16 protein-coding genes are annotated in these 19,019 nt (G+C 41.6%); 5 read left to right on the top strand and 11 right to left on the bottom strand.

The genetic code is table 11. The annotated features are described in order from the left end of the window. Positions 1 to 86 precede the first annotated feature (86 nt). Positions 87 to 848 carry a P-loop NTPase family protein gene (locus KNQ15_RS14665; RefSeq protein ID WP_214729894.1) on the bottom strand — a complete coding sequence of 254 codons (762 nt, stop codon included), beginning with the start codon at positions 846 to 848 and terminating at the stop codon, positions 87 to 89. A gap of 139 nt (positions 849 to 987) precedes the next feature. Here KNQ15_RS14665 and KNQ15_RS14660 point away from each other — a divergent pair, with 139 nt between their 5' ends. After that, positions 988 to 2,622 (top strand): DUF2075 domain-containing protein, encoded by a 1,635-nt coding sequence (locus KNQ15_RS14660; RefSeq protein WP_214729893.1) that lies wholly within the window; start codon positions 988 to 990, stop codon positions 2,620 to 2,622. Then, positions 2,619 to 2,918: a nucleotide pyrophosphohydrolase gene (locus KNQ15_RS14655; protein ID WP_214729892.1), complete on the top strand. Its 300-nt coding sequence runs from the start codon at positions 2,619 to 2,621 to the stop codon at positions 2,916 to 2,918. Before KNQ15_RS14660 ends, KNQ15_RS14655 begins: the two co-directional genes overlap by 4 nt. 63 nt (positions 2,919 to 2,981) lie before the next feature. On the opposite strand, the gene KNQ15_RS14650 is transcribed toward KNQ15_RS14655, so the two are convergent. From KNQ15_RS14650 to KNQ15_RS14620, 7 genes are all read right to left on the bottom strand, one after another. Further along, on the bottom strand, positions 2,982 to 3,737 hold the full coding sequence (locus KNQ15_RS14650) for an HNH endonuclease (RefSeq protein WP_214729891.1): 756 nt from the start codon (positions 3,735 to 3,737) through the stop codon (positions 2,982 to 2,984). Between the two features lie 84 nt (positions 3,738 to 3,821). Continuing rightward, positions 3,822 to 4,250, bottom strand: a complete 429-nt coding sequence (locus KNQ15_RS14645) for a hypothetical protein (protein WP_050678904.1) — start codon at positions 4,248 to 4,250, stop codon at positions 3,822 to 3,824. 34 nt (positions 4,251 to 4,284) lie between these two features. Continuing rightward, positions 4,285 to 9,333, bottom strand: coding sequence for a DNA phosphorothioation-dependent restriction protein DptH (gene dptH / locus KNQ15_RS14640; RefSeq protein ID WP_251137703.1), 5,049 nt, complete (start codon positions 9,331 to 9,333; stop codon positions 4,285 to 4,287). Continuing rightward, complete coding sequence (dptG, locus tag KNQ15_RS14635) at positions 9,314 to 10,687, bottom strand: DNA phosphorothioation-dependent restriction protein DptG (protein WP_056063936.1); 1,374 nt, start codon at positions 10,685 to 10,687, stop codon at positions 9,314 to 9,316. The genes dptH and dptG overlap by 20 nt, the downstream gene beginning before the upstream one ends. After that, on the bottom strand, positions 10,688 to 12,904 hold the full coding sequence (gene dptF / locus KNQ15_RS14630; RefSeq protein WP_214729889.1) for a DNA phosphorothioation-dependent restriction protein DptF: 2,217 nt from the start codon (positions 12,902 to 12,904) through the stop codon (positions 10,688 to 10,690). It lies immediately after the preceding gene. An 80-nt stretch (positions 12,905 to 12,984) separates the two neighbouring features. Beyond that, the gene (locus KNQ15_RS14625) at positions 12,985 to 15,309 is read right to left on the bottom strand and encodes a DEAD/DEAH box helicase family protein (RefSeq protein ID WP_214729888.1); all 2,325 of its coding nucleotides are present in this window, start codon (positions 15,307 to 15,309) and stop codon (positions 12,985 to 12,987) included. After that, complete coding sequence (locus tag KNQ15_RS14620; protein WP_214729887.1) at positions 15,306 to 15,629, bottom strand: nucleoside triphosphate pyrophosphohydrolase; 324 nt, start codon at positions 15,627 to 15,629, stop codon at positions 15,306 to 15,308. Before KNQ15_RS14620 ends, KNQ15_RS14625 begins: the two co-directional genes overlap by 4 nt. A gap of 89 nt (positions 15,630 to 15,718) precedes the next feature. Here KNQ15_RS14620 and KNQ15_RS14615 point away from each other — a divergent pair, with 89 nt between their 5' ends. Next, positions 15,719 to 16,108: a RidA family protein gene (locus KNQ15_RS14615; RefSeq protein WP_047391772.1), complete on the top strand. Its 390-nt coding sequence runs from the start codon at positions 15,719 to 15,721 to the stop codon at positions 16,106 to 16,108. A 34-nt stretch (positions 16,109 to 16,142) separates the two neighbouring features. Here KNQ15_RS14615 and KNQ15_RS14610 read toward each other — a convergent pair whose 3' ends face one another. Genes KNQ15_RS14610 through KNQ15_RS14600 form a run of 3 tightly spaced genes read right to left on the bottom strand, consistent with a single transcriptional unit; the run spans position 16,143 to position 17,192 of the window. After that, complete coding sequence (locus KNQ15_RS14610) at positions 16,143 to 16,406, bottom strand: hypothetical protein (RefSeq protein ID WP_214729886.1); 264 nt, start codon at positions 16,404 to 16,406, stop codon at positions 16,143 to 16,145. Next, entirely contained in the window at positions 16,396 to 16,758 is a 363-nt protein-coding gene (locus KNQ15_RS14605; RefSeq protein WP_214729885.1) for a hypothetical protein, read from the bottom strand. The genes KNQ15_RS14610 and KNQ15_RS14605 overlap by 11 nt, the downstream gene beginning before the upstream one ends. Next, a complete protein-coding gene (locus tag KNQ15_RS14600) occupies positions 16,755 to 17,192 on the bottom strand; it encodes a hypothetical protein (protein ID WP_214729884.1) in 438 nt (145 codons plus the stop codon). Before KNQ15_RS14600 ends, KNQ15_RS14605 begins: the two co-directional genes overlap by 4 nt. A gap of 149 nt (positions 17,193 to 17,341) precedes the next feature. Here KNQ15_RS14600 and KNQ15_RS14595 point away from each other — a divergent pair, with 149 nt between their 5' ends. Both KNQ15_RS14595 and KNQ15_RS14590 read left to right on the top strand, forming a co-directional pair. Continuing rightward, positions 17,342 to 18,022: an ABC transporter ATP-binding protein gene (locus KNQ15_RS14595; protein ID WP_214729883.1), complete on the top strand. Its 681-nt coding sequence runs from the start codon at positions 17,342 to 17,344 to the stop codon at positions 18,020 to 18,022. Continuing rightward, on the top strand, positions 18,015 to 19,013 hold the full coding sequence (locus KNQ15_RS14590) for an ABC transporter permease (RefSeq protein WP_214729882.1): 999 nt from the start codon (positions 18,015 to 18,017) through the stop codon (positions 19,011 to 19,013). The genes KNQ15_RS14595 and KNQ15_RS14590 overlap by 8 nt, the downstream gene beginning before the upstream one ends. Positions 19,014 to 19,019: the final 6 nt, after the last annotated feature.

The raw sequence follows: 19,019 nt of genomic DNA, 5'->3' as shown, positions 1-19,019 counted from the left end.
ACTCCGGTACAATACCGAAGCCATCTCATAGCAGCTTAAAACGTTAATGGTGCTTTTATTAAACTGTCCAAACTGTAGGGCTCAGTTCATACCTCTACTCTAAAGGGAAGCGTTTTTAACAACTGATGTTCCAATGCTTTTCGTTCCCTTAAGATTGCAATCGTCCCTTCCACTCCTAATAACGAGTGATTCACACCATATGCTTGCTCCGTGTAATAGGATACGAATCCGTCCGCCCATTCTGGTGGACGCTCGTTTAATGCTCTACGGAAGTTTCGTTCTACATCCGGTTGATCAACATAGACGAGAACTGGTTGCAATGGCGCGATGATCGTCGCTAAGCGATTAATATACGCTCGTAACGTCTCTTTCGGTAGATCGTATTTGATGAGTCCCATCGTCAACGGATTTTGCAAGAAACAGCACTCAAAAACATATGTTGTATCCGTCGTTAACGCTTGAGCGACGAACGCTTCCCACTTTTTAAAGATCATTGACTGATATAACTCAAATGGTAGTTCATAGATATCTCTTGCTTGCAGAAACGCAAGTACTGCTTCAGGAACATCCTGTTTTGACTGCCACTGACGATACGATATTAGCACGTAGTCATTGAACACCTCAGCAAATCGTAAGACATCGAGTGAAGCGTACTTGCTTTGAAAATCCGTCCATTCATCCATCGTTAAGTAAGCGATACTCTCATAATCCGCAGGATGGTTGAGATCACCTTCGATATGAAGGCGTGTATTGATTTGTTGATTTTGTAGTACACGAGTTAATGCTTCAGCTGTTGTTGTTTTGCCTGAGCCTGGGAGTCCTTCAACTAAAAATAAGCTTGTCACCATTCTTTGTCCTCCTAAAAAAGCATGTTAAAAATTCATATGCTATATACATTACAATTTATAGTATTATTTAGTTATGTAAATTACATTATATTACAGGTTAGCCGAATCATTTATCATTACCTTGAGAGGATTTCATACAGTGAAAAATCTTTATTTCGAGAAACGTAAATTTACTTATAGTGACGTAATCAATACGCAGTCGGATTTTATAGACGATTATCCAATCGTTTACCTATTGTACAGTTCAACTAAAGAACAAGCATATGTAGGGCAAACGGTTCAAAAAAATCAAAGATTAAAATCCCATTTAAAAGATTCTCGACGTAAACAACTTGATCAAACAATTTTAATTGGACACGAGCAGTTTAACCAATCGGCCACTTATAACATAGAGTCTAATTTGATCAACTTTCTGATTGCTGACGGTCATTATAAGTTGCAGAACGTCAGTCAAACAGCCTCTCGCTATACTCATAATTATTATCAAAAGTCCTTTTTTAATGAGACGGTCTTCGAAAACATTTGGCAACGATTGCGTGAAGAAAGCATTGCTAAAGGAACACTTGAACACCTACGCAATAAAGATGTTTATAAACTCTCTCCATATCGTGAATTGTCTGAGCAACAACTCGAAGTAAAACAAGAAATACTAGAATACTGCAAAATAAATATTACACAATCAGGACATCATGTATTTATTGTTGAAGGAGATGCCGGGACAGGCAAAAGTGTTTTGCTTAGTTCTTTATTCAATACAATCCAGGACCTGTCGAAAGATACAAGTTCCGCTCTTTATCAAACAGACAATTACTTACTTGTTAATCATAGTGAAATGCTAAAAACGTATAAATCGATTGCGGGAAGCTTACCGAACCTGAAGAAAAAACAATTCCAAAAACCTACACCATTCATAAACACATTGAGTAATCAAAACACGATGGTAGACATTGTACTAATTGATGAAGCACACCTACTCTTAACAAAAGAAGATACGTATAACAACTTTCATCAAAAAAATCAGCTGAACGAAATCATCACACGTAGTAAGGTCACTATTCTAATTTTTGATCCTAAACAAGTATTAAAAATCAAGAGCCACTGGGGACGTACTACTCTTCAGGAAATCGTCGGTCCTTTCGCAACGAAAACGTTACGATTATCTAAACAATTTCGGATGCAAGCTAGTCAAAAAACATTACATTGGATCAATCGTTTTGTAGAACGAGAAATCTTACCGTTACCATCAGACTCTAACTATGACTTTCAAATCTTCGAAGATCCCGAAGCATTCAAACAAGCAATTTTTCAAAAAGATCAAAAATATGGGCTTTCAAGAATGGTATCAACCTTTGATTATCTTCATAAAAAAGATGGTGCTGACTATTACGTAGACGAGGATGGCATCAACCTTCCCTGGAATCGTAGTTACTCAAATATAACGTGGGCAGAACAACCCGAAACAATAAATGAAGTTGGATCAATTTATACAATTCAAGGATTTGATTTAAATTACGTAGGTGTTGTGCTTGGTCCTTCCATTCAATATGACGAAGAGACTCAGCAGCTAATCATTGATCCTACACAGTATAAGGATAAAGGCGCCTTTGTTTCGCGCCAGGACTTAAGTAAAACAGAAAATGAACAAGCCAAAGAAGATATTATTTTAAATTCATTAAACGTTTTGATGAAGCGAGGCGTAAAAGGACTTTATCTTTATGCTACGAATCTGCAATTGCGAAAACGTCTATTACAGCTAAAGGAGAATGACTCATGAATGAAATTGAATCTTTAATAAAAAAAGTCGATGAGTTTCGGGATGAACGGAACTGGAGACAATATCATAACGCTAAAGATTTAGCGATTTCTTTATCTATCGAAGCGTCTGAGTTATTGGAGGCTTTTCAGTGGAAGACAAGTGAAGAAGCTTGGAAAGAGAACAAAGAGAATATTAAAGAAGAGATTGCTGATGTTCTGATTTACGCGTTGACTTTATGTAGTGAATTGAATATCGATGTAGAAAAAATTGTAATAGATAAAATCCGGAAGAATGGGAGAAAATACAAAATTTAATTTAAATTAGAAGGACAATTTCTGTATAGAAACTTCAGGAATTGTCCTTCTTAGTGATTTACATCACTGCTTATAGTAATCATATAATTCATCAATAGTTAAATCTATCCCACTAGAGTTGAGGCGAGCTTTTCTACTGTCAAATAATCTTTTAATCATATTTTGAATCTCTTCAAATGTACCATAATGAATTTTTCTATGGCACATTGGACAAATAGAAATGATATTAGCATGTGTATCTAAGCTATTCTTATATTTATTTTGAAACTGTATCGGAATGAGATGATGAGCTTCAACATAATTTTCTTCAGTAAATTTGGATACGAACAACTGATGCGTTCCATCCAATTCGCATAAGTATCCAGCTCGTTCCAGTGCCTCTCTAGCATATCTCGGATTACGGAACCAGACCTCTCTTCCATGAACAATGATTTTTTTAGGTGTTGTTTTAGGAGCCTCTTCCATCCTGATTCCGTTATCAGAATCCGCTAGCAAATACTGGTGAAACTCACGCATCTCATATGCGTACTCATCCTCTATTTCTCTAACTTCAAGTTCTTGTTTCCATCTCAATAAATGATTCAATGCCGCACCATACATATTATTTCCACGTCTGTTCTTATCGATGAAATCTGGATGTTCCATAATTTTTCTAATCATTTCTTCAGACTCGATATCGAATAGCTCCTTTTCATTAGACAGCCCATATGAATCTAGCTCTCTAGAGACACTATCGATAGCAAAAGCATATTTCTTGATTGATTGTGACGAAACGGTCGATGTCTCTTGCATCCATATAATAAAATTCGATTTGCTCATCTCAGCTTCCCCTCTTTAATTTCTTGTTTATGAAATGAAGGCTAACTTCGCAAAAACGATGTCAGCCTTCATAACCATTACTTCTCAAACTGCTTGTATAGTCCTTACTATTTCTCCACTTACATAGAATTTCTCGTCACTACCTCGCAACTTAATATGATTTTCCCAAATATAGAATCTCCATTTTGCATCATTTGAGTAATCAAGAGTAATTTCCTCCGTCATCAAGCGACGTAGATTTCTAAATTCAATATAATATACTTTTCCGCCTTCAACACGAATGGCCATAATCGAAATATCTGCTTGATCCAACTCATCTACTTGCTTTGTAGTTAAATCAAACCATCCATGCTCTTCTTTATATAACTTCGTCTCCGGTGTACAAAGTTTAATCGTTTTATTCTCGCTTGTTACCCCTTGATAAATAATACGTTTTTGTCCAATCAAGGATAATGAGCAGTCGTAACGTTGTTCTATCGCCTCTAATACTATTTCTTTTAGTGGAACAGACATAATATTTCCTCCTTGATTTTCAAAAAATGCTTGATCACTTCTCATTCAATGCCGGTATATCTACAATATGCTGACCATTATATGAACGACCTTGCTCATCAAGGAAATGCCCTACACTGAGGCACTGTCCTTTTCGCAATTGGCGTAAATCATCCGGATTCGCCATACCAATTCGACTCGCAAGAATTTTGAGTTCGCTTTCAGCAGGAGAAAAATATATCTTCGTCCCAGCATTATCTAAAATTGATAATTCATCTTTTGCGAAGTTATTAAAAGTTTGAGTCGCAAACCATGCTGACCAACCAAATTTTCGACCCTCACGTAAAATTTTTGCTGCCGGCGAACCATCTGTAAATGATAAATTTTGTGCTTCGTCTAATACAACTGGAATGGGTTCATCCTTTGTTCCATCTTGTGTAAAGTACCATAAATCCCATAGAATGAATTCCGTCATTAATTTCTTAATATCATCTTGGTCGTAACCAGCGAGTTGAATGACGGTCACCTTTCCGCCTGGTCCAAAATATTCTTTCCATTTATCTTCTGCTTCATAGTCGAATGGATCCATATCAACAAATTGTGTCAATCTACTTGTAATCGATGCGATTACGCTTGAAGTAGCTATATCCAACTCCTTGATTTCCTTCAATAAATGCTCCATTCTCATATGGTCGCCATGTTTGATGATTCCACGTTTCGTCGCTTCATAAAGCGCACTCTTCTGTTGTGGACCGAATGTCTTGTAGACAGCTTGGAATACATCCGCGACACGTGTCGCCACTTCATTAGGCTTTTCTTTCTCAATCCGTCCCACAACTTCTTTATCACGACGACGGAATGGATTCAACGGGAATCCTTCATGATAAACAATGCGTTCCGTCAGCTTCCCTTCCATTCGCTTTAAAAAAACTTCATCCAGTTGTGTTAACGTATAACTACTTGAATAATCTATCACAAGTGCCGATTGTCCACTGTTAGCTAAGTCAAGCAAAATTGATTGAATAAAATAAGTCTTCCCTTGACCTGATCTTCCACCGATTAGCAAATGACGATTCGATAAATTTTTATCCATGAACTCCCAATGAACTGCTTTACCTAAGCTTCTCCCAATCCAAGGACGTATCTCTTTATCAGGCGGTGTCACTACTGGCGATGTCACTACTGGCGGTGTCACTACTGGCGGTGTCACTACTGGCAGCTTCGGTGGCGATTTAATCACCACACCCTCCGAAAGCTCTTTCATTGAATATGCAAGAGTAGCATAGCCTTCATATTCTGGATATTCAAGCACCACTACACCGTCTCGTCTTTGACTCGTTGATGCTTCTGCTGCTTTACGGAAAGAGACGACAAAACCTGCACCGAATTCTTTTTCAAGCTCATTCGTAATATCAAAATCGTCATTCAAGAGTCCGTCGATTTCTTCACCTGATACTGTATAATCGCGTTCTGGCCAAACCTCATTATGCTTTATCTTGTCAAGATTATTGAGATAGATTCGAGCAAAATAATTTCTTAGGAACCGCGCATCGAAACCTTCGTCTGCAACAAGATAATCATGCAAGCGTTGTTTTAATTCTTTGACCTGCGAAATTCCTTTATCAATGATAGGTGTTTCATTTAAACCAATTTTAACCTCGACCGGATAAAGATGTAATTTAAGTCGACCACCCACTTGTTCAAGACCCATCAACATTAAATCATCACTACAATTCCCACGTCTACCAATCGTTTTGCCTGAGAACAATCCATCTTTTCTACTAAGTCCTACGCTCCCAGTCACCCTTACAATTTCCTCCATCGCAACAGGTACCCATCGAATATTTGGATGGTCAACATGTAGTAAGATTCTTTTTATCGCTGAGACCAGACTCATCTTTTCACGCTTATCATGGCTACGATTTTGGACAGCCCGTAACAACCATTCTCCATTAAAAGTATTGAATGCAAGAATGACGTTCTGAATCGCCTCTTTCGTCATCTCTACCTGCTGACTCTGCATGATTTCTTCGATGACATTGAAGTAAAGGTTCGATTTATCAGTTACTGTGATTGCATCGTAACTACTCGATGAGGACAGTTGGTCACTGTAATGAACAATGACGAGATGGTCGGAAGATTCTTGGAAATATTTCAAATCTACCGACGGATCAATGAATGTCACCCAATGTGCGCTTTCATAGAGAGATTTTAAGAAACGTTCACTCTCGGTACGCACGTGCATTGCGAGCGCAATACCTTTAGTGTATGCATCATGTCCGCCTCCTTGCATATTGGCGATAAGTTCGTTCATCTGATAACCAAAACGTGTCAGTTGCGTTCTTCTCGTGTCACTTTCACCGATTCCATACCCTGAACGATATCCACTACTGTCCGTTCGTGAAGAGACACTCGTCGTGAATAGTCCATTAAGATTCATACTACTCGGTAAACTCGTCATTAATTGACGTGATATGTTCTCTTCGTTTCGCATCTTATAAAAAGTTACATGCGCATACTCCATCGTTTCTTCAAAATCCTTTTTCATATAATGAATCGCAGACTGGAAAGCGACCATCACCTCATCCGCTTCAAAATCTTTTGTCGCGAAATCTATACCGGTTCGTTCTTTGAAAATTGATGCCGAACTCGCTTCGTTCAGTTCATCGAAGACACTGGACGTTTTTTCATCTAGTTTATAAGAAGTCACCTCAATGTGGCGTAATGCATCCAAGTGACCTGACTGACGCACTTGACCTTTAAGCCAATCCACGATACCACGAAGAACTTCACGATCATTCGCAATATTTACGACGTTGATACGAAGTGCAGCTTTTTCATCAATAGAGAATAGATATTCATAATGATCAACGAATTGTGTCATCTTCTCTGAAACGATTTTAGCTAAATAACTGCTTGTTTCTCCTACAGACGCCTCTTCACTCGGCCGATATAAGTGCCACTCTGCCATTCGACTTTCATCAATCGGCATGTATAAATCATCTTGCATCTTTAGATAGGGTACAACATACATTGCTTTCAAACGCCGCAATATATTTGCATCAACTTGTTCTTCAGCTAATTCTGCCGATACCTGCAGCTGATAGGCGACATTTAATGGAGCGAAAGGTGAGAAATATACGGATTTCCCTTCCCGAATCATTCCCAGACGGAAAAGATTTCGTTCTGCGTCTATCATGACTTGTGAACTTTCTATTTGTTCGATGCTATCGAGATATGCACCGACATATCGTGTTCCCACCGTAATCATTTCTTCATCATAGTGAATCAAGGAAGGCATTCCGCCTTTTCGCTCGATAGTTTGTAAAAATTCCATGTATATCTCTTCAAGTGTGTGTGGAAGCTCTAATTCAACTTCCTCCAGTTCATCCAAACGAATTGCAGCAGACCGCATTTTTGTATTCGTCCAGTTTTTCTCCATCATCAAATAACGGCGGTCATTCTCATAAATCGTGTAAGGTAGATTATCAATTTCGACACGCTTTCCATCTTCAAGCATTTTAAAAGAAGAACGAGATTGACGTTTCTTTTCCCATAACTTCGAACCTTCCAATGGAATCGAACGGATTGCAATATCTTTAACGACGATTGGCATCGAAGTTCGCCCATCCGAGATTCGGAATCGAAACTCATCCTGCTCCTCGATTTGTTCACCTTTAAAAAGTAAGATAGCTCCTTCATCGATAGTTACCGTCTCATCATCTACTAGAACAGGAATTTCTGTTTCTCCTTCGCCGATCCGAACACCTCTTCCATCAAAATTCAACCGGATTGCCTGTTTGCTTTTAGGTGTCGTATCGACTTGGAAAGAAGAAAAATGAGGTACTAACCATTCCTTCGGACAACGTAAGATGGCAATATTAAATTTATACGTACTCGCCGCTTTATTCTCGTGTTTGTAAACCACTCGCTCGAACAACGTTTCACCTGATGAAGCATCAATGTTAACTCGAATTGAGTGTCCGCTCGATACAGCATTTCCTGTCGAGATGAACCGATTACTAACGTGACGGTCAAATGGTAACTTTAGTTCGATAGTCGAAACATGTGAAGGAGCAAATAACAATAGATTCCATTCGCGTCGTCCGGCTGTTGTATCTGCCTTAGGTCGTTTCTCGAGATGGACTTCCTCGATTGGTGTTATATCATCCGTTGATACTTGAATGCCGTTTGCCTCGAAATGAATTACTTTCTTCTCGGAAGCGACCTCCTCCCACTCAAGAATCTTATTGAAATCCTGTACATACCACTTTTCATCATCACTTAAGGTCGAAGCCCCTTTGTCATACAATTCCTCTAAACGATCTCTTGCATTCCCCATCTCGACTAACCGACCTATTTCTTCATGCTTTCGAGTATTCACGTCAAGACGTCGGTCGATTTCTCGTTCACGTTTCATCCATTCTCTTGAGTTCACTTCATACCGTGCTTGCTCTTCTAATAAGATACCAAGCCCACTATCTTGGAAGTAATGAAGCGCACGATAATCCGCTTGTTCTAAGTTCCCCTTTTCTAGTAAAGCAAGCGTCTCCTCGAAATCAAGGAAGGATGTATTTTGCATACGCGTTGTTTGTTCACGATTCTTTAGATAATGCATGAAGGCGGCTTGTTCTACCTTCGAAAATCGACTGACCTCTAGCAACTCATCCATACTCTTGACCATTTGACTGACGTGTAGTGGAAGTCCCTCACTCATGAGATTCCGTCCACCGCCACGAATTGAGTCATTAAGCGTGTCGGAAAGAAGGACAAGAGAAGTTCCCTTCCAAATTCCTTTTTGTTCACTCATCTCATTTCGAAGTGTAACTAAGAAGTCGATACTCGTATCAATCCCTGTTGCAGCAATAACGAATTTTTGACTGCCGTATTCTAAGGAAATTGTCTCATACGTTCGTGTTCCAGATGGATGACGGTACTGAAATGGTTTACTCGTCGATAAATTGGAGAGTGCATTATACATTTCTACGACGTGTTTCCTAGAGGGCAAGTGAACATAATATCGATCCGTTTGTTGATTTAGTGCCTCTTGCTGAAAGAAGCGATTCAATTGTTGACTAATATGATTAAAGAATGGATTTGACATATTGAGCATCCCCACTATCGCTTTTCTTTTCCAAATAATTCAATTTATCAAGTAGTTTAACGACTTCTTCTTTCGAATTATAGTCGAACCAAACACCTCGTTCTTCGAGCCGCTTCCATAGCTCACGTAGTTCGATTCGCTCCTCTTTTACTGATACTGCAACCAGCATCAATAACTGTTCTTGTGACAAGGATAATAACGTTCCAAGTGAACCACCATTTTTCCGATAGAATTGTTTTACAAGCATTTCAAGTGTCTTCGGATATCGGGAATTCAATTCTTTCGATACTCCCATCCGAATCGTTCGATGTAAATCTTCGAAGGCATCCCGCAATGTTTTTCCTTCTAAATTGTGTGGTACATCCTGTTTCGTCCAAGTAGCATATTCTTCTTCTAACCATTCATAAATCGATGATATGAATGGTTGTCTCCCTTCTGGTTTTTCAGCGAAAAACTCGAAGTAGTCATGGTATAGACGGTTCTTATCATGACCAATAAAATCGTTCATCGATAAAATATTCAATGCATGCTCATGCGCATAGAAATGTTCCAGTCCGTACTTAATCAATCTGTATCCACTCTCATAATTTTCACGCCATTTTGCTCCCTTTTCCCATCGAAGAAGAAAGTATAAAGGTTGAAGATGGTGCGCCTCAAAATGCCCAATTTTGTTCACTTTGAAGATAGTTTGTGTAATCGATGTGAATGCATAATGAACAAGTAATGCTGACAGATTCTCGATTAGAAATTTTGGATTACGCCGCATATGTGCTACGTCCTCTTGAAAACGTTCCTCAAGTCCAGGAAATAATGAGCGATATGTCTCTTCTCCTTGATCGTAGCGCGCTACTGGAGATAATTGCTCCATGAGTACTGTAGTGATGATATCCATTTCCTCAGTCGTCTGGAAGTGGTCATGTAAGACAGTTCGGTTTTCTCTCGCATATGTGTCATATAGATACCGAGCAAAGTCGATTTCCCCTACTTGTTCTCGTTCATTTTCCGAAAGAGGTACCCGCTCTAATTGCTCAATTTTATCGATTCGCTGACTTGTTACGTCATGATTTGATTCTTCTAGATAGTACTCAAACAGTTGCTTAGACTCATCATCGTCGAATTTTCCTAGTCTTAGCACGTCATCAAAAGACTGACTTTTTAAATCGATTTCTGCAGATTTCCCTTTAATCATCCGTACGAATGCACCGGTAACTGATAAAAAACCGTTCTCAAATTTCACACGCTCTGGCTCTCGGGTAGGAAAAGGCAGAAGATAGACGTTCTTTCTTCGTGCAAAAACATATTTTCCACCTTTTCCTGCAAAACGCCGGATGCTTTCCTTCTTAAGTTGATACATTTACTTCACCTTCTTTACTTCGTATCGTGATTTTGAGAATTTTGGTTTTGAAATTTCTAGCATCGAGTAATCTAGTGTATGGACAAGCAATAATTTATTCGTCTTGTCTGCCCCTTGAATTAGCTTTTCATGAAATTCAGCAAATTGAAGTGCATTTTGTACATCTTGTTTTGTAGGACGGTAGCCGGATGCTACTTTTTTCAGTAAAGCAAACAAAGAATAATCCAAATCAAATAAGTGATTTGTCGCATCTTGTTGATATCCGATACGGACCGAAGGCTCAAAACGAGTTAAGATATTCTGCCCTTCAGCCATCCCATACGTTTCTTCGTCGACACTTTCTTCGACTTTCAACGTGATGGCCATACGGAATCGTTTATTCGGTGGATCGATGTATATATAACCATCGCGCGGCGAACCTTTCCACATATACAATACGTTGTTTAATAGTTCAAAGACCTCGCCCATACCTTCTTCGTCCCCGGTGTAGTAAGCAAATAATAGCTGGACGAATGATTCATAGATATCATCAATTTTTTCTGGATAGAGTAAAGCATAGTTACGAATCAACAGACGTGCGAATGCAAGCTGTGTCTCACGACCATAAGCTTCTGATAGACGTTCCCATACACCATCCAATGCTCGATCACCCAGAATTTCTTTAACCATTCTTTCAGGATGTTCAGTCATGATGAAACGTGTCAACATCATATCGAAATGTTGAAGGCGCATCTTCACAGGGTCAACTTCATGTAAAATATGAAGAAGATGAGAACGGTCAGGGTGTGCGAATAAAAGATTTGGTAACATAGCATCAATATGTTCTTGAAGTGAAGAGATAGCCGTCGTCATCTTTACCGGTACGATGATATCGTAAATGAAGTTATACAAAGCCCGCATAGATATGATTACTTTTTGCTTAATCATCGCCTCGACTAAAGCTTTGACTACTGCTTGTTGTACAGATTCATGTTGCAACAACTCAAAATTCTGATGAGCCGCCGTTACATTTTCTTGTTGAATATCTTTTAACCATGATTTATAAAATGGATTTTTTTCATCCTTCGCTGTGATACGTCGGATAATTTCCAAACAAACTCTAGAAGTGGCCCCATTCGACGTCACTTCATAAAATTGTTCTCCAGAGAAATTAAGTAGATGGAAATGCCCTTCGCTTTTTCCGTTACTCGCGGCTGATGCAAACACTTCACTTCGATCGATAAAAGACGTCACTTGATTAAAACGCCCTTTAGATTTTTGAAGATGATAAAAATTATGCAAGACACCTAAATTGATGGCAATAATTGTCGTCCTCGCCTTTTCCGGTGATGCATCGAAATGATGTAAGACTCTCTCCAGTGTCTCAAGCGCATTTTCACTTGGATTATGTGCTTCGGTCGAATCATTATGTACCAACACCTCTTCAAACAAATCAGGACGATTCTCCATCAAATAAGCAAGTAGATGACTTTTCCCATCTCCTACACTACCGCATAAGAGAATCAGGCTAGGTGAAGGACTCTTGCGAGCCACTTCCAGTTTTTCCGTCAACATTTCCTGAATAGGACGAACAACATGCATATAAGCCCGAAGAGACCCAAAAGATTCTGCATGAACAACAGATTCTTTCGACGAAGATTGTAAGACACGCATTCTCGTCAAAAAGTCACCAGACTCTGTTATGAAACCAGTATTCGATTCTTTGTATTCAAGATGTTCGGGTTTCTCGATAGCCACCTCAACAGGTGTAGGACTCGTCTCAATAATCTTAGACATCGGAAAATCTGAAATCTTATTTTCTTTAGCAAAGAACTTACAATCACTGATCCAGGATTGAGCGATTTCCATTAAAATATTTAGCGCTCTAAATCCTTTTGAAACACGAAGATTCTCTGCATAAATTGAATCGCTTATTTTAATATATTCGTTCGCAATTTGAAATTCACGCATCGATACATTAAGTCCAACTCGCATATGTTTCCATGCCAAATGTAATAAGTTTTTTTGAAACAAGTGTGATTTCGTTTTATCTTGGCCTATTTGCTCAGCTAGTTGTGTCGAACGCTTTTCAGATAATGCTATGAATAATCCATCAAGATACGCTAATGCCTCCGTCGGACTATCTTCAATCATTTGATTAATCTCATCGAAATGAAAAATTATTTCGTCTACATGAAGAAGCGTCTGTAACTCTCCCCAAACTTCTACTTCTTTCAATCAATCTCACCCCAATTAGTTTATACATTTATTTTAATAAGTTATATTTAACTTTATCATTATTTGGATAGAATGAACATTCAGTTTCCTTTTTTAGCAAAATATATATTCATTCTATATCGAACAATTTCTAATATCATTTTATAAAAATCATTCGACGCATAATCAACTGTCGAAATAGTTAATTTGTTGTTTTCGAATACGAATGGCCTGCCCATTTTCGGAAACGGCATTTTTTTTAATAATCTCTCAACTTTAGTAGCATCAAACGTTCCTTTTAACTCAGCCGTTTGGGCATCCTTCAATTCCCGATACTTCTCCGCATGCAAATAATCATAAAAGAACGGTGCGACTTCTTCGGCCGTAATCGGCTCCATCCAGCGCTCTTCTCCCCGCTCAAGCATCGCTAGCAAGACGACCATCTTATAACTCCGATTCATGATCGTTTTTTCGACCTGCTCAATCAATTCTCGATTTGCATCGTACGCCTCAATCTCTTCGTCTGATAACTCCTGATACTCTTTCAAGAAACCAACATAAGAGCCCCACTCTTGTTTATAACCTTGTGGAACTGCTGCATATTCTCCGATTTCAACATACGATGGTCGACGACCGAGTTCATATTTGATTTGCTCATATTGTTCAATCAGTCGTAACTTCCGCTGACTTGGTTGCCGTAGTCGATGAATCAATTCCAGTGCCCGCGTATCGAACTCAATCACACAACCGGGCGGTGGCGTAATCGGTTCTGTCTCTCCTCGCTTGAACGACTCTTTCATTGTTCCAAGTAGTTTCAGTTTCGTCTCGACGTTACGATAGTTCCCGATCAAATCGATAATGACGCAGTACGATTTGTCTTGCGCTAAGCGTAGTCCGCGTCCGATTTGTTGCGTATAGATGGCGATGGATTCGGTTGGACGACAGAACAGCAGTGTATCGACTTTCGGAATATCGACACCTTCGTTAAACAGATCAACAGTAAAAAGGACTTCAATCTCGCCTTGCTCGAATGCTTGCATGTACTTTGCACGATTCGTCGTCTGCCCTGTCAGTGCAAATGCCGTCGTTCCTTTATCCCGAAATACCTGTGCCAGATATTCCGCCTGCTTGATCGACGAACAAAAACCGATTGTCTTCGTTTGACGATGTGTCTCCCATGAATGATAGATATTATATGCGACCTCTCGATCAAGTTGTCGATGCTCGAGTTGCGACGCATCGTAGGTCCGACCGATTCGTCGAATCTGGGAATAGTCGATCGTGTCATGAATACCGTAATAATGAAACGGCGTCAAAAAGCCTTCAGCAATCGCCGCTGTGAAATGCATCTGGAAAGCAACGTTATGGTAACAGATCGCATAGACATCGGCACCGTCCATTCGGTCTGGTGTCGCCGTCAGACCGAGCAGGAAACGGGGCGTGAAATGATCGATGATCTTCCGATAACTCGTCGCTGCCGCGTGATGGAACTCGTCAACAATGATGAGATCAAACTGATCCGTTGCAAAACGGTCCAAGTGACGCTTTTGCGCCAGCGTCTGGACGGAAGCGAAGACGATCTCCGTCGTCTCTGTGACGGTCCGGTCACTGCCGATATAAAAGCCGGTCTGCCACGCCGAATTGACTTTTTGAAACGAACGCTCGGCCTGCAGTAACAATTCTTTTTGATGTGCCAGGAACAGGATTCGTGTGAAGTCTCCCGCAAAGAACGCACTGAGGTAGGTCTTCCCTAGTCCAGTCGCAAGCACTGCCAATGCCCGTGTCCGTCCTTCTTCCATCGTTTCCCGTAACGCGTGCAGCGCTTCTTCCTGCACTCGGTGTGGCAGGATTTCTGGTGCGACGACAACGGTTCCTTCGTCGTACTCAACTTCCGGTTCTGCGACATATTGACGCGCCGCGTACTCTTGACGGTAGGCCTCTAAAACAACTGGGTTCAGTTCTTCTGCCGATTCACTGAGATAAAGATCCATGAAGGCATCCATCGCATCATCAAGGATTTGTGGTGCGACAGCTTGTGGTAGATGAACGTTCCATTCGATACCGGACCGAAGCGCACTGTTCGAGATGTTCGACGAACCGACGATTGATAAGCCAGTCTCTGCGTTTCGAAACAGATACGCTTTCGGATGGAAGGAGCGTCCGCCTGATCGATAAAAGCGAACTGACAACCCATCAAGCGCAAGCAACTGCGCCAGTGCTTCTGGATCGGTGATGTGTAGATAGTCGCCAATCAACAGCCGAATCTCGGCTCCTCGTTGTAAGGCACGACGAAACGCTGGGACGAGTAAGGCAACGCCTGACTTCTGAGCAAATGCTGCGACGATATAGACTTCCTCCGCCAAATCAATGGCTTCGACGAGTGAGTCATATAAGTGATGCGTCGTCAGCTTCGCTTCCGGGATCAATCTTCGACCTCGATCAAGTAAAGACGTTCTTCGAATCCGCCGCGTTGTTGCTGTTTCTTCGTTTGGACGGCTTCCAGTTCCTCGACTGTCACGCCATGTGTCTTCGCTAACGCTTGGATCAGCTCCAGTAAATCAGCTAACTCCTCGACAGCGTCTGCGTCCGTCGTTGCTTCCTCGTATTCAGCGAGTTCTTCATGGAATTTCTTTTTCGCTTCCACTAGGAATTCATGTTCGTTCAGCGTTCGGAACGTCGCTTTTTTTCCGTTTTGGTCGATGATGTTTGGAATCGCGTCTCGAACTAATTTATGATAAAGTGGCATATCAATTCACTCCTTTGAAGGGTTGAGGGATATCCGAGTCGAATCACTCGGTGTCGTACATATGTATTTTACAAGAGGAGGTTCTTTTCATGTCTACATTCAAACAGATCGACACAACGAACGCCCCTGCTGCGATCGGCCCTTACTCGCAAGGCTTTATCGCAAACGGAACACTCTATGCTTCCGGTCAAATACCGATCGACCCGGCAACAGGTGAACTTGTACCAGGCGGGATCACGGAGCAGACGGAACAAGTCATGCGCAACGTCGATGCCATCCTGAAAGAAGCAGGACTGACACCTGACCGCGTCGTCAAGACGACATGCTACTTAACGAGCATGGAACACTTCGCTTCTTTTAATACGATTTATTCCGATTACTTCGCACCGCACAATCACTTCCCAGCTCGGTCTTGTATCGCTGTTAAGGAACTACCAAAAGGTGCTTTAGTTGAAGTTGAGATCTTAGGACTCGTGTGATCTGATCGCTACGCACTCCCTGCGTAGCGTTTTTTCATCGTAGTCCCCAGCGTCCTGTTCCTTTCCCCGTCTCACTGTAAAAAAGGTCCTGCTCTCCCTGGTACAATTCACACTCACTCGCATGCAGGTAGATCAATTTTCGAATGCGTGCCTCGAGTCCTGCTTCTGATGTAAACCGTGATAGATCCAAATGTTCTGTTTGTCTGACGCGCTGGTAGATATCAATTAAGTCGAGTGGCGATTGTCGTTCTAGGATTCGTTGAATTACATCAAGTAACTGTTGGCTCTCATCCGTCATGTCCTTCTAACTCCTTTTTCATCATTTTGTTTTGAATCGCATTCATCACGATCGGTATTTGGACGACCAGATTCAAGACGCTGACTCCAAGAACCAGTTGACTGGCTGTCAATGGCTTGAAGTATCCTTCGCCGTATCCTTCCCCTACACTGAGTGCGATCCCGTACGAAATCGCAAACGATACCATGTTGCCGATAACGATGTATTTCGGTTTTCCACTCTGTGCAAGGGAATAAGATAAAACACCGAGTCCAAATAAAAATAAGGCGTATCCTAAAATCGAACCCGTTTTCCAATCGAGGTAAGGTCCTAGCCACGCAAACGGAATCAGATACAATAGTGCTCTTTTCATCGTTCATCCTCCCATTCTTCATCTTCTCGATTACTCCCCGCGTCATAATAACCGTATAGCAGTTCTCGAATCATCCACCATCCAGGTGGATAGATATTTGATCCTGAAAGTTTCTCTGTACCATTTTCTGTCGTCACATGAATTTCCCAATCCGTGCCGTCACAAATCAGAACGCCTTCAGGATATGGATAGTTTCGCCATACTTCCGCATCGAACCGCTCCGACCACATGTCGATTAGGTAAATATCCTCTTCCGTCAGTTCTATCAGTAACGGATTCAATTCCTCTGGTAAATTTAGTTCTTGAAACCACCATCCGGATAATCGTCTTTCCTCATCTTCCGCACGAACCGTTCGAGTTGCACGGTGCCACCAAAACGTCTGTCCTCTTCCCATACCGGACTCCCGAAAATAAATTCGCTCGACTGTTTGCATCGTAATCATCCTCTAAAATTGATATTTCCATTATAGCCCATTTGTTATTTTTAACCTGTTACATTTTTTACTATTGTTCTGCTAATTTCTGTTGCTGTGAAACATTTTTCTTCTTCTATCAGTAAATGGAGTGAAAGGAGATGTTTCACATGCATGTATCCATTCAACAAGCCGGTTATGACGTCGGTCAACCTGTCTTACAAGAGATTGCGTTTACCTTACACCCTGGATCCATCACCGGTTTGATCGGTACAAACGGTGCGGGAAAAAGTACGACGATTCAAGCGATGTTCGGTACGCTACCTTGGGTCGAAGGAGAGATCAATTTACCGGTCTCACTTGCCTATATTCCGGAACAGCCAACCTATTATGAATATTTGACGCTCACCGAGCACCTTGAGCTGGTCGCTTCGCTCCACGAGACGGATCATGCCTATACAGAACGACTCTTAAAGACGTTCGAACTGCATGCTGTCACAGGTGACTATGTCTCTTCTTTCTCTAAAGGAATGAAACAGAAGGTGATGCTCGTCTGTGCCTTAATGCAACGCGCAGACTGCTTGATCATCGATGAACCGTTCGTTGGTCTCGACGCGGTCGCAACGATTCGGTTGTTGCATTTACTCGAAGCAGAACGAACGCGTGGCGTGGCGATTCTGCTCGTCACTCATGTCCTTGATTCCGCGGAACGTCTGTGTGACGACTTCGTCTGGATTGATCAGGGACGCATCAAACATCAAGGAACACTCGCTCAAATCGGTGAAGCCTCTGGTCAACCTGGTACCCGCTTGTTCGATATCATGGAAGCGATGGTACTCGAGCATGATTGAAACCTTTCTAAAGCACCGGATCCGTCGACGGCACGCTGAACAACGTCGCTTCTTCCGAGAAATCTTCGACTGGACGATTTTGCTGTATCTTGTCGTTCCAGTCGTTCTATTCATCATCTATGAAGCGGTGCAGATTTTAAGTGGTCAAGCGGACTGGGTTCAAACAGTTCCGGTCGCTTGGATTTTACTCGGATGGATTCTGTATGGATTCCTGCCCGCCTTTTACGCCTGGTTCGAACCGGCAGATCGCCTCTTCTTCAAACCGGTTCCTGGAGCGATCGTTCGAATGAAGTGGTATTCCGTTCGGTATCATTTCGTGAGGATTTTTCTAATGACTGCCGGATTACATCTACTCTGTTTTCCGCTACATAGCATCCGGTTTGACCAATCTAGTATCACAGTACTGCTGATTAGTCTCGTGCTCTCTTTGCTCCAACCGTTCTTTAGCTTTTGGACATATCGGTTATCTGGGCAACGGTTCTTGCGGAAATGGAGCGGTCTTCTCGTCCTGGCAACCGGACGCATCACTCTGTTACTCCTGCTTTGGCTTCAACCGCACCCTGTCCTCTTCGTCGTCGCACTGTGTGTGTTGCTGTTCGGATCCCTTCATGTCCAGCACTGGTCGCGGCGAGAGGACGGATTAACGGAGGATATCCTGTTGTCGACGAAACGACAGTCGAGTTTATCGGCGACCGTCCTTGAATTGAACGGTGCCTTACCGAAGCCGTCTCACCGAAAGCGTCCGTTCCTTCATCTGCGATTATTCAAGCAGACGCACCAGCAACTCCCGCTGATCACGTATCTGCGGGATCCGAGTAAACGTCGTTTCTTACTCCAGCTGTTTGCTGCGATGAACTACGGTCTTCTCGTTTTACCATGGATCGGACGCGGTCTCGTTATCGCCTTCGTTCTGTTTGTTCTCTTTCAAGAACGGAAACAACATCACACGTGGTTCCGCAGACAATCATTCTACCAGCACATTTCCAATTGATTGATT

It is taken from the genome of Exiguobacterium sp. s168 (assembly GCF_018619035.1).
Lineage (GTDB): Bacteria > Bacillota > Bacilli > Exiguobacteriales > Exiguobacteriaceae > Exiguobacterium_A > Exiguobacterium_A acetylicum.
Note: the sequence above shows the minus strand (reverse complement) of the source record. Positions and strands in the feature narration are given on the sequence as shown.

Excerpts from the sequence above, each read along its gene's own strand:
- KNQ15_RS14665 (WP_214729894.1), bottom strand. The coding sequence starts at position 848 with ATGGTGACAAGCTTATTTTTAGTTGAAGGACTCCCAGGCTCAGGCAAA.
- KNQ15_RS14655 (WP_214729892.1), top strand. The coding sequence starts at position 2,619 with ATGAATGAAATTGAATCTTTAATAAAAAAAGTCGATGAGTTTCGGGAT.
- KNQ15_RS14650 (WP_214729891.1), bottom strand. The coding sequence starts at position 3,737 with ATGAGCAAATCGAATTTTATTATATGGATGCAAGAGACATCGACCGTT.
- KNQ15_RS14645 (WP_050678904.1), bottom strand. The coding sequence starts at position 4,250 with ATGTCTGTTCCACTAAAAGAAATAGTATTAGAGGCGATAGAACAACGT.
- dptH (WP_251137703.1), bottom strand. The coding sequence starts at position 9,333 with ATGTCAAATCCATTCTTTAATCATATTAGTCAACAATTGAATCGCTTC.
- dptG (WP_056063936.1), bottom strand. The coding sequence starts at position 10,687 with ATGTATCAACTTAAGAAGGAAAGCATCCGGCGTTTTGCAGGAAAAGGT.
- KNQ15_RS14620 (WP_214729887.1), bottom strand. The coding sequence starts at position 15,629 with ATGCCACTTTATCATAAATTAGTTCGAGACGCGATTCCAAACATCATC.
- KNQ15_RS14615 (WP_047391772.1), top strand. The coding sequence starts at position 15,719 with ATGTCTACATTCAAACAGATCGACACAACGAACGCCCCTGCTGCGATC.
- KNQ15_RS14610 (WP_214729886.1), bottom strand. The coding sequence starts at position 16,406 with ATGACGGATGAGAGCCAACAGTTACTTGATGTAATTCAACGAATCCTA.
- KNQ15_RS14605 (WP_214729885.1), bottom strand. The coding sequence starts at position 16,758 with ATGAAAAGAGCACTATTGTATCTGATTCCGTTTGCGTGGCTAGGACCT.
- KNQ15_RS14600 (WP_214729884.1), bottom strand. The coding sequence starts at position 17,192 with ATGCAAACAGTCGAGCGAATTTATTTTCGGGAGTCCGGTATGGGAAGA.
- KNQ15_RS14595 (WP_214729883.1), top strand. The coding sequence starts at position 17,342 with ATGCATGTATCCATTCAACAAGCCGGTTATGACGTCGGTCAACCTGTC.
- KNQ15_RS14590 (WP_214729882.1), top strand. The coding sequence starts at position 18,015 with ATGATTGAAACCTTTCTAAAGCACCGGATCCGTCGACGGCACGCTGAA.